The organism is Bacillus sp. AR2-1 (assembly GCF_008368755.1).
Classification (GTDB): Bacteria; Bacillota; Bacilli; order Bacillales; family Bacillaceae_G; genus Bacillus_A; species Bacillus_A wiedmannii.
Map to the genome: position 1 here is coordinate 448,539 of NZ_QORY01000007.1, position 19,248 is coordinate 467,786.

The following is a 19,248-nucleotide window of genomic DNA, read 5'->3' on the forward strand; positions in this document are numbered from 1 at the left end:
GTCACCTCTTACTTTGTAGTTCTTTCTCAAATTGTCCTAGCTTCTCTACTGAACCAAACACTATTATCATATCATGTTCTCGTAGTTTTTCCTGCCCTGTTGGATTATGTATAACATCCCCATTTCTCAAAATCGCTAAAATTGTTACATCAAATTGATTTCTCACATCACTCTCTAGTAACGATTTACTAGCTAAAATAGAACCTTTGCCGACTGCAATTTCTTCAATTACAAATGACTGTTCCACGCCATATAGTACTGTATCAATATAATGAACTGTTAGCGGATTCGCAATACCTTTTGCAATATGAATTCCTGCCATGCTAGATGGATTAATCACCTTATTTGCCCCAGCACGCTTTAATTTGTCTTCAGTTTCCGGTTTTTCCGCCCTTGCCACAATTTTAATTGCATCGTTTAGCCCTCTTGCTGTTAATGTAATAAATACATTTTCAGCATCATTTGCTACGATAGCAACTAAACCGGCTGCCTTTAAAATTCCCGCATGATGTAACACTTGATCTTCCGTTGCATCTCCGTGTACATACAAAAGTTTTTCCTTCTCTAATATACTTTCATCTTTATCCACGACGACAAATGGAATTTTCTTTTCTTGCAATTCATGTACAACTTGAAGCCCCACTCTACCACAACCACATACGATAATATGATTTTGTAACTGTGCTATTTGTTTATCCATCTTCTTCCTCCGTACTGCATGAAATAAATTCCCTTCAATAATCATAGCTGCCACTACACCAATTGCATACGTAACAATACCGACTCCAACCGGTATGATAAGAAGCGCAAAAACTTTTCCTGCCTGTGTTACAGGAACGGCATCTCCGTACCCAACAGTTAATACAGTAATCATCGTCATCCAAAATGCTTGAAACAAACTAATCTCTTCAATCGCCATAAATCCTAACGTTCCTAGAATTACAACAAAGGTCATACATATAACTGCTATCCATAATTGCTTCCGTGCATTCATATCGTGTTTCAACTCTTTTCTCTATCTACAATCTTTGCCAGTGGAAATGAAATACATATATACTAGATACGGAATCTATGAAAGAGGTTGATATAATGAAAACATTTCTTTCCGCCTTACAATGGGCGCTATTTATTTTAGCTGGGAGCCTTATTGTACCAATTAGCGTCGCAACTAATTATGGTCTCGATGGCACTGAAGCTATTGCATTCGTACAAAGAACATTATTTGTTCTTGGCTTTGCCGGCCTACTGCAAGCTATATTTGGGCATAAACTTCCTATTCAAGAAGGTCCTGCAGGACTTTGGTGGGGCATTTTCTCTCTTTATGCAAGTTTAGGTATCGTATTATTTGGATCCAGCAACGAAACGCTTAAAGTACTTCAGTACGCCTTCCTATTAAGTGGTATCATTTGTATTATTCTTAGTGTTTTTGGACTCATCGATAAACTAGTGCGCTATTTTACACCGACAGTAATTGGAACATATTTATTTCTTCTCGTCGCGCAACTTAGCGGGTCCTTCTTAAAGGGAATGTTCGGTCTTGACGGACAACATACAGAGGTACAAGCTGACGTATTTATTCTTTCACTCATTGTTATTTTACTATCCTTTTTCATCATGAAGCTACCTATTATTGGACAATATTCCGTTCTTTTCAGTATCGTCTGCGGCTGGATATTATTCGCATGCTTCGGATTATCAAATCCAGTAACGCCTGTGACAGATATAATCCGTTTTCCGTCTCTATTTGTTTTCGGAATGCCTCGTATTGAATGGAACATGGCAATTACGGTAGTTTTCGTTACACTATTACTTCTAACAAATATGTTAGCAAGTATTCGCGTTGTGCAAAGGATTGTCTCTAAGTATGAAAAGAATGCAGCACCAGATCGTTTCAAACAAGCCGGTATTATAACAGGAATAAATCAATTGCTAGGAGGCCTTTTTTCAGCTATTGGACCTGTCGCGATTTCTGGATCAGCAGGATTTATTGCAACGACTAATATTTATAAACGACTCCCATTTATGTTAGGGTCAAGCTTTATTATTTTCGTTAGTATATTCCCAAAGATTACTTCATTCTTTGCGGCGATACCTGTCGCAGTCGGATATGCTGCCATTTACCCTGTATTTGCAAGCATGATTGGCCTTGCCTTTCGCGAATACGAAACAGTACAAGATAAAGAACGGTTATTTAAAGTAGCAGGTCTTTCAATCTTTACAGGAGTCGGAGTTATGTTTGTTCCAGCAGGAGCATTTTCTACACTCCCGCCGTTTCTAGCATCGTTTTTAAGTAACGGTCTTGTTCTTGGATCTGTAATGGCAATTTTGCTCGAAATACTATTTTCTCGTTCTACAGAAAAACAACCATCGTAAATTGGAAAACTTCCATTATTGCACTCTATCTTTAGAGTTGTTACGATAATGATAAAGTTAAACTTTAATCAATGAGAGCTATTCATCTTTACTAATGATTAGCTCTCACCGATCGGGCATTAGCAGTATAAATTATCATGGGCAACGTGCTCGTGGTAATTTATACTAAAAATACAGAACTTCTTCTAGCTTCACAAAAAGAAGTTCGATGTCTTACTATATATTCCCCAATATCTTCATAAAACTTTATTTCTATTTCAACAAAGAGAGGAATTTTCAATATGACTTATAAAATGATTGTTTTAGATTTAGATGATACTTTATTACGTGACGACCATACCATTTCACCTCGTACGAAAGAGGCTCTAATGACTGCACAAGAGCAAGGTGTAAAAGTTGTACTTGCTTCTGGACGTCCAACATTCGCAATGCGTGCAATCGCCAAAGAATTGCAATTAGAGGAGTACGGTAGCTTTATTCTTTCATTTAATGGTGCAAAAATTATTAACTGTAAAACAGATGAAGAGTTATTCAGTAGTACATTATCCCCTGAAATCGTTCACAGTCTTTACGATATTAGTAAAGAAGAAAATGTATGGATTCACACATACATTGGTGACGATATTATCACTGAAAAAAACAACTCTTATACAGAAATTGAAGGTCAAATTACGGGTATGCCAATCGTAGAAGTAAATAACCTGAAAGAATCTGTACAACAACCAGTTGTAAAAGTGTTAATGGTAGAAAATCCAGAACATTTACAAACGGTAGAATCAAAACTACAAAAACAACTAGAAGGCCAATTAAGTGTTATGCGTTCTAAACCATTCTTCTTAGAATTTACTGAAGCCGGTGTTACAAAAGGAACAAGCTTAAACCAACTGATTCAAAAACTTGGCATTAAGCGCGAAGAAGTTATCGCAATGGGCGATAGCTATAACGATCAGGCAATGATCGAATTCGCCGGTCTTGGTGTTGCAATGGGCAATGCACCAGATGATATTAAAGAAATTGCAAACTACGTAACAGATACAAATATGAACGATGGCGTTGCAAAAGTTGTAGAGAAGTTCGTACTAAAAAGAGAAGCACTTGTTTAATATTTTCACTCATAAAACCTATTTGAAGTCAAACACTTCAAATAGGTTTTTATTTAAATTCTCATGCTTTTGTGACTATATTTTGAACTTTGCACTATTCTCGTAGTGTAAACTTTCTTTTTGTATATAATGGAACAAAATAGACTATTTTATTTTGAAAAAGAATACAAATTTACTATATACAAGCATACATTAAAGGAGGCTACTTCATGTTATCTACACCAATCGGACGATTAAGAGCAATCGGCTTAATTGAGGGGATTTCTTTCCTATTACTATTATTTGTAGCAATGCCATTAAAATATTTTGCAGGATTTGCAACAGCCGTTAAAATTACAGGTATGGCTCATGGTGTTTTATTTATTCTATTTATCTTTGCGGTAATTCAAGTAACAATCGTACACCGCAAATCAATTGCATGGGCACTTGGGGCATTTGTTTCATCAGTTATCCCATTCGGTACTTTTGTACTAGATGCAAAATTAAAGAACGAACAACAATAATAGCAAAAAGGTAGTTAACGACTGTTAACTACCTTTTTTATTTACAAATTTGGAATTTCCCAATCAATTTCTCTCTCGCCCATATTAGCTAAAATCGTATTTACTTTAGAGTATGGCTTACTACCAAAGAAACCACGTCTTGCCGATAATGGGCTCGGATGTACAGACTCGATAATATGATGCTTCGTATTCGTAATTAACTTTTTCTTCGCCTGTGCATGACGTCCCCACAATATGAAAATAACCGGTTTTTCACGTTCATTTAATAGCTCAATTACACGATCTGTGAAATACTCCCAACCTTTTCCCTTATGAGAATTTGCTTCACCTTGTCGAACTGTTAATACCGTATTTAATAATAAAACCCCTTGCTCTGCCCACTTTACTAAATAACCGTTATTCGGGATTTCATAACCATATTCATCTCGAAGTTCTTTATACATATTTAGCAATGACGGTGGCGTTTTAATGCCGGGCTGTACTGAAAAGCTTAAACCATGTGCTTGATCCGGTCCATGATATGGATCTTGCCCTAAAATAACGACCTTTGTATTTTCATAACTTGTATACTCTAGAGCGCTAAAAATCTCTTCTATCCTTGGATAAACAACATGTGCACTGTACTCTTCTTTCAAAAAATCAGCCAGCTTACGATAATATTCTTTCTCAAATTCTGGTGCCAATAATGGCTCCCAATCATTTTTTAAAACATTTTTCATGCTTTCACTTCCCGTCCAATTAATTCACCATATCCTGTTTTGTAAATACTACAAACGAAATAATAAGGGATATAACTGCCCAAACCGTTAAATTCATTAAAGAGAACCCCATCGATAAGCCTTGTAATGCAGGTAATTTTCCTGATAGATAGTCTGTTAATGATAAATTCACACTAAAAATATATTTCGCACCCTCCCAAGATGTTGCAAACGAGCTTAAAATGCCACCTGCGATTAATGCGGCTAACATAACGCCCATACCGGCTGGTGTATTTCGAATTAAAACAGAAACCATAAATGATATAGTTCCGACAACGATAGCAACAAACCAAGCTAACCCATACGCCATCAAGACGTATTGCCACTGCGGAATAAGGTGTACAAAATTCGTATTTAACGTTTCCTTATCAATAACAAACCCAGTTAAAACAGGCAAATTCCATCCCGAGTATCCAAATACAAGCCCAGATAATATGTAAGCAAACAAACCGACAAGAAGCAGTATGAGTGAAATGAAAAATAACATCGTCACGTACTTACTAAGAAGTATTTTCCAGCGCCGAATCGGCCGTGTAAGTAGCATCTTCATCGTTCCATCACTTCGCTCTCCTGAAACAATATCGATAGCGACAATCATTACGAGAAGCGGAATAAACAATGTAATTCCTTGCTCAATAAACGACCTTACAAAAGTGGGTGCACCCGGTGCCATCGGGTTAATATCATGATCTAAATAATATTGTTGCTGCTCCACTCTTACCTTTAGCCAATCACGCCATTCTTCTGGTAGTCTAGAATTGTTCAAGCGGTTTTGAGAATCAACAATTTGTTGTTGTAATGAAACTTTCCAATCCGTCGTACCGAGCCTTTTTTGTGTCGTTTCTACTTCACGATACTGCGCATACACGAAAAGTGGGATCAAGATTGCTAAAATAAGCATGACAACAAAAATACGTTTCTTACGATAAATTTTTTCCGATTCATTTAAGACTAGATTCACAAATTCACGCATGCTGCTCACCCCTTGTGAGTTCAATAAATAAATCTTCTAGCGTAAATACAAGCTCCTTAACGCTATGTACATCTATCCCGTTTTCTACAAAATGTTTATTCCAATTACTTATAGATGCGATATTCATGCGGCATAGTAATCGATCACCTTCTATACTCACTTCTCTTACTTCCTCAGCATCTTCTAGCATATTTTTCGCCTTAGAAATCGGTGTAACAATCCATTCTACACGATCACTTGCTGTTTTAATTAACTCTTCAACCTTGGCAACTGTTATCATCTTTCCTTTATGAATAATAGCAACGCGATCACATATCATTTGCACTTCACTTAGCAAATGACTTGAAATAAACACACTCATATTTTCTTCTTTCACAAGCTTATGTATAAATTCCCTAAGTTCTCTAATCCCAGCTGGGTCTAAACCATTTGTTGGCTCATCTAATATGAGCAATTTTGGATTTCCAAGAAGCGCTTGCGCAATACCAAGACGCTGTTTCATACCGAGTGAGTATGTTTTTACCTTATCGTGAATTCTTTCATCTAAATGAACCATTTGAGCAATTTCAATAATACGTTCATCTGATATACCACCTAACATACGGGCAAATTGTTTTAAATTTTCCCATCCCGTTAAATAGGTATACAGTTCTGGGTTTTCAACGATACTCCCAATTTGACGCATCGCTTCTCTGAAATTTTCCTTAATAGAATAACCGCCGATAGAAATCGTGCCTTCTGTTTCTTTAATCAATCCAACTAACATTCGAATTGTAGTTGTTTTTCCGGCACCATTCGGCCCTAGGAAGCCGAACACTTCCCCTTGTTTTACATCGAAGGAAATATTCTCTACAATTGTCTTCTTTCCAATTACCTTCTTCACGTCACGTACGGAAAGTATCGTCGTCATTTTACCCCTCCTTGTTCTAGTTTTAATTTACTCGCAACATTTTGAACTAATCGGTCCGCCATATATGTATATCCTATTTCATTCGGATGGAAATGGTCGGAGTATAATAAATCTTTCCCACGGTTTTGGAATAAATCAAATGTCGGTGTAATATACACATTTTTATTATTTATCGCTAATTTTTCTAAAGATGCATTCCAGTCTACAACGATGTTTGAAGAACCTTTTAAATCTTCTACATCTTCAAAAGGATTGTATAAACCAAGCCAAAAAATAGGGCTATCTGTATTTAACTTACGAATTTCTTCTATTATTTTCTTCGCTTCATTTTGGAACGTCGCTGTATCAGGACGGTATGTTTCTAAATCTATCTTTTCAAGCGATTCCCACCCTGGAAATAAATCATTTCCTCCAATTGTTAAAACGATTACATCTGCTTGCTTAATTGAATATTGAGCGCCACTACTCTCAATTTGTTTTAATAGGTCGGGCATTTTTGCACCACTAACAGCTAAGTTTGTTAATGCAACCTTTTGCTTATAATCTTTTTGTAAATCTTCTTTCATCCGTCCAACATAGCCAATTCCTTCTTTATCACCAACACCGCGTGTTAATGAATCACCTAAACTAACGATTTGTAACGTTCCCGTTTTCTTTTTCTCTTTTGCCACTACATCGGTCTTTTTAATTAAATTTGAAGCTTTCGGATTTAATACATCATTTACACCTGAAACAAAGCCATATGCAAATAAACAGAAAGATGCAATTGTAATGAGTAGAATTACTTTTACTACTTTTGATCTCATATCAAAACCCCTTTTAGCCCTCATAGATTGTCCATAATTATACCAAACGCAATTTTGAAAAGCGATTTTCAAACCTTATCTATTATGTTGTTTCCCTATGTACTAATTCTGGCAATAACTCTACGTGCCTTATATCGATTTGCTCATCATTAATCTTTTCATATAATAATTCAAATGCCTTCACACCAACATTTTTACTACAATACGAAATCGTCGTAATGCCTAAAATATCTGCCACATCTTGATCATCACAACCGATAATCGTAATATCTTCCGGAATACGAATGCCTTGTTTTTTCGCTTCCGTTACCATCCCCGCGGCAATATGGTTGCAAGATACAAGAAACGCTGTTGGTTTTACTGACATACGTGTCCATTCCCTAATCACATTACGCCCATCTTCCACTGTAAAACAGCCTTTAAACTTCCAAGCCTCTATCGGTGTTACAGCAATCTGTTGAAGCGAATCTTCATATGCTTGTTTTCTTCTCTGACTATTAATGCTATTACTTCTTCCAATGCAATACCCAATACTTGTATGGCCCGCATCTATTAAGCTTTTCATTCCGCGCGAAAACACTTTATAGTAATCAATATGCACACTCGAAATGAAATTCGAGTCGATTTCTTCGCACATAACAATAGGGCCGAATTTCGTATATTCTTCAAGCTTTTCCTTACTATTCGCCCGCGAACATATAATAACCCCATCAAGTTTTTTCATTTTTAACATATTTAAAATTTCTAATTCCCTTTCCTCACTATAATTCGTCTGACAAAGCATCATATTATAATTATTCTTTGCTGTTTCCTTTAATATTCCCTCGATAATAGCGCTATAATATTGATCATTTACGTGCGGTAATAAAACGCCAATTACATTCGTTTTTCCTTTCACTAAATGAATTGCATTCACATTTTGCGTATAATTTAATTCTTCTATAATTGCTAAAATTTCTTTTCGTTTCTGTTCATTCACATATGGATGATTATTTAGTACACGTGAAACAGTTGAAACAGATACCCCAGCAAGCTCAGCAATCTTCCTTATATTCGTCATCTCATTTTCCCCTTCCCTGCAAAAATTCTCCCTTGACCTGGTAAGCTTTCCACAATATATCCTTTCCTAGCAAATACATTTTGAAAGGATATACAACTATGCTTCGATTCAAATTAGAATATATATTTTTCATTGGCGGTCTACTCACTCTCGCCATCGGTATTAATATGATGACGACAATTACTTCCTTTGGACTTAGCCCTTATGATTCCTTCTTTATTGCACTATATCAAAATTTCGGGATAAGTATCGGTTTTTGGATTTTCATGATTAACTTTGCATTTACTCTTATCGTACTCTTTTGGAATAAAAAACAAATAACAATTGGTACAATTGTAACGATGGTTCTTATTTCTCTTTTTGTTGATTGGATTGGTTCCATTCCAACTATTATGGACGCTATCCGTTCTCTTCCAAAATATATAACACTTATTTGCGGAAATCTATTCGTTGGAGCTGGGATTGGTCTTTACGTCTCTACAAACCTTTGCGCAGCACCTCAAGAAGCTTTCGTTTTAACGGTTGCTGAGAAAAAGAAATGGACATTTAGAAGAACAGAAATTTCGTTAGCGTTTTTATTTTTAACATTAAGCTTCCTATTAGATGGACCTATCTATTTTGGAACAATCATCTTATCCTTTACAACAGGCTGGATTATCCAAGCATTTATTCAAATTGGTACGAAGATTTTAAATAGAAAAGAGCCTATTAAGCAAGCTGCTTAACAGGCTCTTTCTGTTTTATGAGAAGAGATACTACTTAGCATCCCCTTCAATTCGATAGTTTGCTTTCAAACAATCTATTTCTTCATACCCTTGCAACGTATGTAGAATATAATCATAATCAGCAAGAGACGCACGATGCGTCACAATTACAATTTCAGCCTTCCCTTTCTCTTCAAGCGGCATTTGAATAATCTTTTCAAAGCTAACGCCACGCTCAGAGAATAATGAAGTAATTTTTGCAAATACACCAATTTCATCTTTTACATGAAGTCTTAAAAATTTCTTCACAACAATTTCTTCTCGCTCTTTTAATACTTTTTTATACTGCGGGGATACCGCACTATTTCCGTTTACACCTAATCTAATATTTTGCATTACAGCTACTAAATCTGAAACAACAGCTGTTGCTGTCGGTAAACTTCCTGCACCTGGTCCATAAAACATCGTTTCTCCGACCGCTTCACCATACACATATACAGCGTTATATTCGTTTTGTACGGCCGCAAGAGGATGTGTATTTGGAAGTAGTGTCGGTTCAACCGTCACCTCTAATTTTTCACCATCTCGCTTCGCAAGACCGATTAATTTAATCGTGTATCCTAAACTCTTACTGTATTCAATATCTTCTTCTGTAATAGAAGTAATCCCTTTTACCTTCACATCTCCAAGCTCTACATTTGTAGAAAAACCAAGGGTAGCCAAAATCGTCATTTTTCTCGCTGCATCTAAACCTTCCACATCTGATGTTGGATCTGCTTCTGCAAATCCAAGTTGTTGGGCTTCTTTTAACACGTCGTTATATGCTCTCCCTTCATCTGACATTTTCGTCAAAATAAAATTTGTCGTTCCATTTACAATTCCCATTACTTTCGTAATAAGATCTGAAGAAAGTCCTTCTACGATACTTCGTAAAATCGGAATCCCTCCGGCTACACTTGCTTCATAAAACAAATCTGCTTTATTATCTTTTGCTACCGCTAAGAGTTCCGCCCCATGTAACGCCATTAAATCTTTATTGGCAGTCACAACATGCTTCCCGCTCTGTAAGGCTTGCAAAATATATGCTTTTGCATCATCAATGCCACCCATCACTTCGATGACAACGTCAATATTTGGATTATCTAAAATTTCATTTGCATCTTGTGTTAATAGAGTAGAAGGTACCTCTACCTCTCTCTCTTTTTCAATATTTTGTACTAGTACTTTCGTTACTTTTACAGGACAACCTACTTGGTGGATAAGTCGCTCTTGATGATCTGTAATGATACGAACTACACCACTCCCAACTGTCCCAAGACCTAATAAACCAACTTGAATTTCTTTCATAATACTGTCCACCCCTCAAAAATTGTGTTTAGATGAAATTATATGAGTAAAAAATCTGAAAAACAATATTTTTTGAACATTCGGAAAAATATAAGTTAATCTTTACAAAGAAAACGTTGCCACGTGTTACACAATCTTTTTTTATAATACATAAGGGGTTTCTTGATACACGTAATAATTCAGCCAATTAGAGAATAATAGATTCCCATGGCTTCTCCACCTTACAAGTGGTTTCTCATTTGGATTATTATGCTTAAAATAATTTTTCGGCACATCAATATTTAACCCTTTTTGGCGGTCCCGTTCGTATTCTTGCTTTAACGTATCACAACTATATTCACTATGCCCGAGCGCAAACACTTGCCTTCCTTCTTGCCCAATGACAAGGTGAACACCTGCTTCCTCAGAATTTGCTAATAATGTTAAGTCTGTCACCTCTCTAATATCACTCTCTCGTACTTCTGTATGACGAGAATGCGGGGCAAAAAACAATTCATCAAACCCTTGTAACAATTTCACATGTTGCTCTCGAACTTCATGTTCAAATACACCGAACATTTTTTCCTTAAGAGGATACTTTGGAACACCATAATGATGATACAAGCCAGCCTGTGCCCCCCAACAAATATGAAGCGTAGATGTTACATTCTTTTTTGAATACTCCATAATACGTTTAAGCTCTTCCCAATAATCTACCTCTTCAAAAGAAAGAGTTTCAACTGGTGCTCCTGTAATAATAAGTCCATCAAATTTCTCATTCTCAATATCACGAAATGTTTTATAGAAACTCGTTAAATGGTCCTGCGCTACATTGCGGGACAAATGTGATTCCATATGAAGTAAGTGAACATCTAATTGCAACGGTGTGTTGCCAATTAAACGAAGTAATTGCGCTTCTGTTTCTTGCTTTGTAGGCATTAAATTTAAGATAGCAATTTTCAATGCCCGGATATCTTGTGTTTCTGCTCGCTCCTTCGTCATTACAAAAATATTTTCCTTCTGCAACACTTTGCGAGCTGGTAAATCTCTATCAATTATGATCGGCATGTTCTTTGCCTCCGACTAGCGCTGCTTCTAAATCTGCAATAATATCAGAAACATCTTCTATACCAACCGATAAACGAATTAAATCTGATGTAACGCCAGCTAGACGCTGATCTTCAGCACTTAATTGTCTATGCGTTGTGCTAGCAGGATGTATAACACAAGTTCGTGCATCCGCTACATGCGTTACGAGAGTTGCTAGTTTTACATTTGCGATAAATTCTTTCGCTGCTTCTAATCCGCCCTTAATGCCGAATGTTAAAACACCACTAGCACCTTTTTTCAAATACGTTTGTGCTAACGAGTAATTTTCATTGCTATCTAATCCCGGATAATTCACCCATTCAATACGTTCATGGTTAGCAAGCCACTTAGCAACTGCGAGAGCATTTTCACTATGACGCTCCATTCTTAAATGTAGCGTTTCTAAGCCGATATTGCTAATATACGCATTGAATGGGCTCATACAGTTTCCATAGTCTCTTAATAATTGAACACGTGCCTTCACAATATACGCTGCTGCACCAAAATTTTGAACGTAACTTACGCCGTGATAACTTGGATCCGGTTCAACAAGTTCAGGATATTTCCCATTTGTCCAATCAAAGTTCCCTCCGTCAATGACAATGCCGCCTAAAGAGCTTGCATGACCATCAATATATTTCGTCGTAGAATGAACGATAATATTTGCTCCGTGCTCAAATGCTTGGCATAAATAAGGAGTTGCTAATGTATTATCCACGATAAAAGGTACTTCTAACTCTTTCGCTGCATCTGAAAATTCTTTGAAATTTAAAACGTTCATCGCTGGATTTCCTAACGACTCTGCATAAACAAGTTTCGTCTTATCATTAGCAAGGGCCACAATTTCATCAGCACTTAAATTCGGATTAAAGAACGTAACGTCAATACCAAGCTTACGCAAACTCACTCCAAATAAATTAAACGTTCCGCCATAAACTGTGGAAGAACAAAGCAAGTGGTCTCCGCTACTACAAATATTTAAAACAGCAAGCATAATAGCAGCCTGCCCAGAAGCCGTTGCAACAGCTCCTACACCACCCTCTAAATCCGCTAACTTTTGCTCAAATGCAGCTAAAGTAGGATTTCCAATACGCGTATATATATATCCTTCTGCCTCTAAATTAAATAGCGCTGCTAAATCATCTGAAGTATCGTATTTATACGTTGTACTTTGATAAAGTGGCAAAACACGCGGTTCACCATTCTTTGGTGTATAGCCACCTTGCACACAAATTGTTCCTTTTCCCCATGATTCTCCCATCTCTCATTCTCCTTTCTTTTATACAAAATAAAAAACTGCTCCTTTCCTGAAAACAAGAAAGGAGCAGTTTGAAAACACGCTCTAAAGGCTCTTTCTTATCTTTCAGGATTATTACCTGCAGGATTTGGCACAATTCCGTTATACGGCTGTTGCCAAGGTTTCATCGGGCCTGTCCCTCCACCTTTTCTTGATAAGACTATGCAATTACCGTTGATTTTATAGCAATAATTTCCTAATGTCAAACGGTTTTTCTGAATGTTCTAAATTAAATACAAAGAATTTGACATGCATAACAAAAGAAATATATTCCATATCCATTTGAAAAAGACCTTTTAAAACCCACGATTACTATATAAAATTAAGTAAGTAGTTTAACTGTATACATTTCAAATTCTCACGAGACCTCAATATATTGAATAAGCCCACCTCTCAAAAAGATACTATACATATTCCTTTCACAGTAGCATATTTAATCCTTTCGACATTAAAACTTACATAACGGAGGTATCACATGACAAACACAAAGGACATGCACTATATACTCGTCCTATACGGCATTCTTTTAGGCTCTATAGTAGGAGCTACAGTCTGGCTATTTTTAGTTACAATAAATATCGGCATTCACTTTATTTGGGGATACTTACCTACTATTTTCTCTTCTCCCCCGTATTACACTATTTGTGTAACAACTATCGGTGGTATTCTCGTTGGTTTAACCCAAAAATACTTCGGCATATATCCACGTCTTATGCCGGAAGTGATGGGTGAATATAATAAAACTGGTAGAATTGAATACCGTTTTGTACATAAAGCTACTTTAACTGCGATTATCGTTTTAATATTTGGAGCTAGCTTAGGTCCCGAAGCAGCACTTGTTGGAATTATCGGTGGACTTTGTACATGGGTAGGGGATCGCTTTACATTTGCCTTAAAAGGAATGAACGAACTAACAGAGGTTGGAATTGGCGCTACTTTAAGTGTAATTTTTAACGCGCCATTATTCGGTTATTTAGCTCCAAATGAAAATGAGGGTGAGCAAATTAACGAATTTTCTAAAGGAAAAAAAGCAATTGTATATTTAGCTACCACTTTCGCTGGCTTTTCCGTTTATTTATTACTTAGTAAATTCGATAATCGCGGATCCTTTATCGTTGATTTTGGGGAAGGTTCCCTTTCTCTTAATGAATGGATCGCCTTTCTACCACTCGCTAGTATTGGTGCTATAGTTGGTTTCTTTTATTTCAAATTTGAATTCACATTAGAGAAATTAATCCATCCCTTCAGGGAATACAAACTATCACTTGGAATTATCGGTGGTATTATATTAGGAATTACAGGAACTTTTCTCCCGTACACGTTATTCTCAGGAGAACACCAATTAAAAGATTTAGTCGTTGAATGGAGTCATTTATCTTTCTGGGTACTACTTCTTTCAGGTGTTTTAAAATTATGTATTACTGCTGTTTGTTTAAATACAGGTTGGCGCGGTGGACATATTTTCCCAATTATATTTGCTGGATCTAGTATCGGATATGCTATAGCTTCCATTATCCCGATAGATCCAATCGCTTCGGTAGCCATCGTCACGACAGCAATTTCAAGCTATGCATTAAGAAAACCAATTGCTATAACATTACTATTACTCATGTTTTTCCCGCTCAATTTACTATTACCGATGCTTGGAGCGGCAGCGATTGGTAATGCATTTCCACTTCCTAAAAATAACGAAGCTACAAACGAATAAAAATAGGCAGTAGGGACAAAAGTTCCACTGCCTATTTTTTACTACACACGTTGCTTCAATAACGCGTATAACTCTTCAAAATTTTGTACTTCATATGTTGGCACAATCTCGCTATTATTTGATTTCTTTTCTGGATTAAACCAACAAGTATCAATTCCCGCTACATATCCACCTTTCATATCAGCACTTAACGAATCCCCAATAATGAGCCCTTCTTCAGGGGAAAAATTAGGAATTCGTTCAAAAACATAATCAAAATACTCTTTCATCGGCTTTTGGAATCCCGTATCTTCAGAAACGAAAATATCTTTAAACAAGGCATGTAATCCTGCATTACGTAAACGTTTATCTTGCGTCTTAGAAATACCGTTTGTCACTATATATAAATCGTACTCACTTTGAATTTGACTTATAAATTCAAACGCACCTTGCATAAGTTGGTTTCCTTCTTCTAAGTAGCTACGATAATTATTTTCGAATAATACTCCATCTACTTCTTCCCCATACTCTTTAAACAAAATTGAAAACCGCGTATTTACAACTTCATCACGGTTCATTTCACCTTCCTCAAAAGCATCCCAAAGACTTTTATTAATTTTTTTATAGTGCCCTTCAACCTCGCTAGTTAGAGGAATCCCTTTCTCTTCAAACAGCATACGTAACGCCATTTTCTCCGCCTTCTGAAAATCTAACAATGTATCATCTACATCAAATAGCAATGTTTTATATTTTTTCATAAGCCCTTCACACTCTCTTTTCTACAAAAACAAATTTACGTAAATCGTATCATTCCTTCTTGTAAACATAATAGGAGATATCTCATACTAAACATGAGGTGAAAATATGAAAGTCAGCAAAAATAGCGAAGAAATCTCTCATTACATGCAAACTTACAACGTCCATACTCTTTTTTCTTTTAATGTCTTACCGTATGCTGAACTACATTCCTTTCAAAAGAGAGAAAGGATATGTAATGAAGGCGTTGATGTTCCTTATCTTTATTACTTAATTTCCGGAAAAGCGAAAATATATATGAGTCACAAAAACGGGAAGGTCTCCTTAATTAACTTTATTCAAGCACCTTCGTTCATTGGAGAATTAGGGTTAATTGGCGTTGAATCCGTTACGAAAACGGTGGAAGTGATTGAAGATTGTATGTGCTTAGCGCTCCCTCTTAAAGATTGTCAGCATCTTTTATTGCAAGATGCTACCTTTCTACAGAAACTATGTAAATTTATCGGCGAAAAAACAATTAGCCGAACAGAAAGTTACGCCAAAAACAATAGTTATCCGTTCGAAAATCGATTAGCGGCTTTTATTCTATTAACAGAACAAAATAACAGTTATACAGAAAAACATACCGAGGCTTCGGAATACTTAAATGTCAGCTACCGCCATCTTTTATACGTATTAAACCAGTTTTGCCAGCAAAATTACTTAAAAAAAGACGGAAGAACCTATTACATACAAGATCGAATTCAATTAGAAAAACTGGCTGATGAACTTAAAATATAAAAAAGTAGCATTAACGTTTACCTGTTAATGCTACTTTTTTCGAGTGACGATTCTATTTTCAATTAAAATTTACTTGCCACTTTAGCTGCTTCTTCAAGACCAGCTGTAATGATTTCTTCTGCTTTATCTGGGAATTGGTTATGTCCTTCAATAACTACTGTTTCCATATTTGTTGCACCGAAGAAGCCCATCATGCTTGCTACATATTTAACAGCCATTTCTACTTCAGCTGCTGGACCTTCAGAATATACGCCGCCGCGCGCGTTTAATAATGCAATCTTCTTATCTCCAATTAGACCAACTGGACCTTCTGGCGTATATTTAAACGTTTTGCCAGCTCGGTTTAAATAATCAATATATGTGTGTAGCACTGCTGGAATCGTTAAGTTCCATAATGGGAAACCGAAAACGACTTTATCAGCTTCTAAAAATTGATTTAAATACTTATCAGCAACTGCTACTGCTTTTGCTTCCTCTTCAGTTAAATCAAATCCTTTACCTGCTTTGAATGTACCATTAATCATATCTACGCCTACATATGGTAATTCTTCTTTATATAAATCAAGTTCTACTACTGTATCATTTGGATGTGCTTCTTTATAGTTTGCTAAAAATGCCTCGTATAATTTCACACTAACTGCTTGTTCCGCTGGGCGGTTGTTTGCTTTTACAAATAAAACTGTTGCCATTGTTTTTCCTCCTAGTACTCACTCTTCTGTTTTTATATGCTTTCAAAAAAGGTATCCCTTGTAATTGTTGTTTTGTTGCTTACAAACATATTTTATCTTTATATCAAGACAATTTCGTCCTCACATAGACGTATTTTTCCATAAAAAAAGTCCACCTTCTAAAGGCGAACTAGGTCTTACGACTTTTGTCTTATACAATTCCATTTTTCACTGCATATAATGCTGCTTGCGTGCGATCAGATAAATTCAACTTACTCAAAATACTACTTACATGAGCTTTTACCGTTTTTTCTGTAATAACTAAAACAGAAGCGACCTCTTTATTACTCATTCCTTTCGCTAATAGCTGCAACACTTCATTTTCTCTCGCCGTTAGCACATCCACTTGAATAGAAGGTTCTTCTTCCTTTTCTTCCACAGGTAATGTTTGAGAGAGAAGAGTATTTGCTATATCTGGATGTAATTGAATATTACCTTTATATGCGCTTCGAATAGCTTCAACAAGCTGATCGGGTTCTACATCTTTTAAAATATACCCACTTGCCCCCGCCCTTAACGCTGGTAAAACATGCGCCTGATCAGAAAAGCTAGTTAATACAATTACTTTCACATTTGGATATTCTTTTTTGATGCACGCCGTCGCCTCGACACCATCCATTTCGGGCATATATAAATCCATTAATACAACATCAGGATTCGTCTCCCCTACTTTCACTAACGCTTCTTTCCCATTATTTGCTTCTCCAACTAACGCTAAATCTTCCTGTGTACTTAAGAAAAATGCTAATCCTTTTAAAACAACTGTATGATCATCAACTAACAATACTTTTATTTTCACAAACTTCCCTCATTTTCACATCATAATGGTACATTTACTTTTACACTTGTTCTTTTCTTATCACTTACAATTTTAATTGTTCCACCGACTAATTCTACTCTTTCGCGCATCGTAGTCATACCGAGTGATTTCTTCTCTTTTATATCCTTCTCTACAAAGCCGTTTCCTTGATCGACTATTTCTAATGATACATTCTTCTCCGTCACTTTGAAATAAATCGCCGCTTCTCTGACATTCGCATGTTTACTTACGTTATTTAAAGCTTCTTGTCCAATTCGCCATAGCGCTTCCTCTACTACGCGTGGCAAATCACGAACACCTGTAACTTGTTCCCGAATTTTCAATCCCAAACTTTCACCATATTGTTTTAAAGCTGGTAATAGTCCTTTCTCTAATCCCGCTGGACGTAGTTGCCAAATTAACGTCCTCATTTCTTTTAAAGCACCTTGCGATAACTCACGTATCTCATGCAAAGACTGATCTGCCTTTTCGTTTTTCCCCTTTAAGACGGCTTCGGCACCTTTCGTCATAAAAGTTAATGAAAACAACTTTTGTGAAACAGAATCATGCAAATCTCTAGCTAAACGATTACGTTCTTCCAGTCGTACAAGTTCTCGGCGCTTTTCATTTAACCTTAAGTTCTCTATCATTAACGATATATGATTGGCTAACGCCTGTACTACATCTATCGTATTTATATCAAATTCTCCATTATTCGAACTTACACTTAGTACGCCAAATATATGATCTTGAATATGTATGGGAATGGCAATAACCGCACGATTAGGATGTACGATATTCCCAACCTGACTCTTTAACAAAACAGGCTCTTCTTTTTTCAGAGCTTCCTGTGCCGCTGACTTCAAATCCTCTTGTATCTCATCTATCTTACATGAGGCTCTTACAGCAAGTTCATTTTCTTCTCTAATAAAGAATACAACTTGCTCCCATAAAAATAACTTCCCTATTTGCTTTACAATCTCCTCTGGCAATGCATTAAATTTATGAATCGTCCTTAAAGCTTGAATAAAGCGGTCTAACTTTACATAATAATGAGCCCTTCTCTTTTCATTTTCATACAATTTTGTACGTTTTAATGCTGTTCCAATTTGGAAAGCAACTGATTGTAATAGCACTAACTCTTCTTCAGAAAAATGCGTTTTACCTGGACTAGCCACATTTAATACGCCAAATTCATCTCCCCCCGCTTTTAGCGGCACTGTCGCATGATGCACAATCCCTTCTGTATCTCCCCAGTTATATTCAATCGCATTATTAATTCTCTTACATTCAATAATATTAACGGCTTTCTCTAGTTTCCCTTCCACAAATCGGTGTAAACACCAACAATTCCCCTCACACATCGGTCGTTTATTTTCAAATCTTAATCCCTCTGGTAATTGATAATCAATTAATTTTGTATATCTGCCATTTTCATCCGCAAGAAATATCCATCCTGTCGTTAAACCTGTTACATTCAACAGTTTTTCCAACACAGCTTGCAGCACATGATATGTATCATTTGAGGTGTTCAACGTCTCTGCAATCTCTTTTAATATAACTAATTCATTTGTACGATTCTCTTGAAACATAATT

General features: G+C 36.3%; 19 protein-coding genes and 1 riboswitch. Of the genes, 6 read left to right on the top strand and 13 right to left on the bottom strand.

Features of this window, described 5'->3' with window-relative positions; genetic code table 11:
- Position 1: 1 nt before the first annotated feature.
- Positions 2-994, bottom strand: coding sequence for a potassium channel family protein (locus DT250_RS09060; protein ID WP_149212959.1), 993 nt, complete (start codon positions 992-994; stop codon positions 2-4).
- Positions 995-1,089: 95 nt separating this feature from the next.
- Here DT250_RS09060 and DT250_RS09065 point away from each other — a divergent pair, with 95 nt between their 5' ends.
- From DT250_RS09065 to DT250_RS09075, 3 genes are all read left to right on the top strand, one after another.
- Positions 1,090-2,373, top strand: coding sequence for a purine/pyrimidine permease (locus tag DT250_RS09065; RefSeq protein WP_149212960.1), 1,284 nt, complete (start codon positions 1,090-1,092; stop codon positions 2,371-2,373).
- A 281-nt stretch (positions 2,374-2,654) separates the two neighbouring features.
- Positions 2,655-3,476, top strand: coding sequence for a Cof-type HAD-IIB family hydrolase (locus DT250_RS09070; protein WP_046955486.1), 822 nt, complete (start codon positions 2,655-2,657; stop codon positions 3,474-3,476).
- A 209-nt stretch (positions 3,477-3,685) separates the two neighbouring features.
- A complete protein-coding gene (locus tag DT250_RS09075; RefSeq protein ID WP_000953389.1) occupies positions 3,686-3,979 on the top strand; it encodes a DUF3817 domain-containing protein in 294 nt (97 codons plus the stop codon).
- Between the two features lie 41 nt (positions 3,980-4,020).
- Here the strand turns inward: DT250_RS09075 and DT250_RS09080 are convergent, their stop codons facing one another.
- From DT250_RS09080 to DT250_RS09100, 5 genes are read right to left on the bottom strand one after another with little or no spacing between them, the layout of a single operon-like run.
- Positions 4,021-4,698 (bottom strand): uracil-DNA glycosylase, encoded by a 678-nt coding sequence (locus DT250_RS09080; RefSeq protein ID WP_149212961.1) that lies wholly within the window; start codon positions 4,696-4,698, stop codon positions 4,021-4,023.
- 19 nt (positions 4,699-4,717) lie between these two features.
- On the bottom strand, positions 4,718-5,710 hold the full coding sequence (locus DT250_RS09085; protein ID WP_149212962.1) for an ABC transporter permease subunit: 993 nt from the start codon (positions 5,708-5,710) through the stop codon (positions 4,718-4,720).
- Positions 5,703-6,620 carry an ABC transporter ATP-binding protein gene (locus DT250_RS09090; protein WP_088608211.1) on the bottom strand — a complete coding sequence of 306 codons (918 nt, stop codon included), beginning with the start codon at positions 6,618-6,620 and terminating at the stop codon, positions 5,703-5,705. Before DT250_RS09090 ends, DT250_RS09085 begins: the two co-directional genes overlap by 8 nt.
- A complete protein-coding gene (locus DT250_RS09095) occupies positions 6,617-7,498 on the bottom strand; it encodes an SGNH/GDSL hydrolase family protein (RefSeq protein WP_176551453.1) in 882 nt (293 codons plus the stop codon). The genes DT250_RS09090 and DT250_RS09095 overlap by 4 nt, the downstream gene beginning before the upstream one ends.
- Positions 7,499-7,508: 10 nt before the next feature.
- On the bottom strand, positions 7,509-8,486 hold the full coding sequence (locus DT250_RS09100; protein WP_149212963.1) for a LacI family DNA-binding transcriptional regulator: 978 nt from the start codon (positions 8,484-8,486) through the stop codon (positions 7,509-7,511).
- 98 nt (positions 8,487-8,584) lie between these two features.
- Here DT250_RS09100 and DT250_RS09105 point away from each other — a divergent pair, with 98 nt between their 5' ends.
- Complete coding sequence (locus tag DT250_RS09105) at positions 8,585-9,211, top strand: YczE/YyaS/YitT family protein (RefSeq protein WP_088065058.1); 627 nt, start codon at positions 8,585-8,587, stop codon at positions 9,209-9,211.
- 30 nt (positions 9,212-9,241) lie between these two features.
- Here the strand turns inward: DT250_RS09105 and DT250_RS09110 are convergent, their stop codons facing one another.
- The 3 genes from DT250_RS09110 to DT250_RS09120 all read right to left on the bottom strand — a co-directional run bounded on the left by DT250_RS09110 (position 9,242) and on the right by DT250_RS09120 (position 12,866).
- A complete protein-coding gene (locus DT250_RS09110; RefSeq protein WP_088608209.1) occupies positions 9,242-10,537 on the bottom strand; it encodes a homoserine dehydrogenase in 1,296 nt (431 codons plus the stop codon).
- 141 nt (positions 10,538-10,678) lie between these two features.
- Positions 10,679-11,584: a homoserine O-acetyltransferase MetA gene (gene metA, locus DT250_RS09115; RefSeq protein WP_048542768.1), complete on the bottom strand. Its 906-nt coding sequence runs from the start codon at positions 11,582-11,584 to the stop codon at positions 10,679-10,681.
- Positions 11,568-12,866 (bottom strand): bifunctional O-acetylhomoserine aminocarboxypropyltransferase/cysteine synthase, encoded by a 1,299-nt coding sequence (locus tag DT250_RS09120; protein ID WP_000504750.1) that lies wholly within the window; start codon positions 12,864-12,866, stop codon positions 11,568-11,570. Before DT250_RS09120 ends, metA begins: the two co-directional genes overlap by 17 nt.
- Positions 12,867-12,958: 92 nt before the next feature.
- Positions 12,959-13,063, bottom strand: a riboswitch (SAM riboswitch).
- A gap of 314 nt (positions 13,064-13,377) precedes the next feature.
- On the opposite strand from DT250_RS09120, the gene DT250_RS09125 reads away from it, so the two are divergent.
- Positions 13,378-14,610 carry a chloride channel protein gene (locus DT250_RS09125; RefSeq protein WP_149212964.1) on the top strand — a complete coding sequence of 411 codons (1,233 nt, stop codon included), beginning with the start codon at positions 13,378-13,380 and terminating at the stop codon, positions 14,608-14,610.
- Positions 14,611-14,651: 41 nt separating this feature from the next.
- Here the strand turns inward: DT250_RS09125 and DT250_RS09130 are convergent, their stop codons facing one another.
- Positions 14,652-15,347, bottom strand: coding sequence for a YjjG family noncanonical pyrimidine nucleotidase (locus DT250_RS09130; protein ID WP_098857956.1), 696 nt, complete (start codon positions 15,345-15,347; stop codon positions 14,652-14,654).
- 106 nt (positions 15,348-15,453) lie between these two features.
- Here DT250_RS09130 and DT250_RS09135 point away from each other — a divergent pair, with 106 nt between their 5' ends.
- Positions 15,454-16,125 (top strand): transcriptional regulator YeiL, encoded by a 672-nt coding sequence (locus DT250_RS09135; RefSeq protein ID WP_087981907.1) that lies wholly within the window; start codon positions 15,454-15,456, stop codon positions 16,123-16,125.
- Between the two features lie 62 nt (positions 16,126-16,187).
- On the opposite strand, the gene DT250_RS09140 is transcribed toward DT250_RS09135, so the two are convergent.
- The 3 genes from DT250_RS09140 to DT250_RS09155 form a co-directional block, all read right to left on the bottom strand.
- The gene (locus tag DT250_RS09140) at positions 16,188-16,814 is read right to left on the bottom strand and encodes an FMN-dependent NADH-azoreductase (RefSeq protein ID WP_000246726.1); all 627 of its coding nucleotides are present in this window, start codon (positions 16,812-16,814) and stop codon (positions 16,188-16,190) included.
- A gap of 190 nt (positions 16,815-17,004) precedes the next feature.
- Positions 17,005-17,652, bottom strand: coding sequence for a response regulator (locus tag DT250_RS09150; protein ID WP_088065061.1), 648 nt, complete (start codon positions 17,650-17,652; stop codon positions 17,005-17,007).
- Positions 17,653-17,672: 20 nt separating this feature from the next.
- Positions 17,673-19,244 carry a GAF domain-containing sensor histidine kinase gene (locus tag DT250_RS09155; RefSeq protein WP_149212965.1) on the bottom strand — a complete coding sequence of 524 codons (1,572 nt, stop codon included), beginning with the start codon at positions 19,242-19,244 and terminating at the stop codon, positions 17,673-17,675.
- Positions 19,245-19,248: the final 4 nt, after the last annotated feature.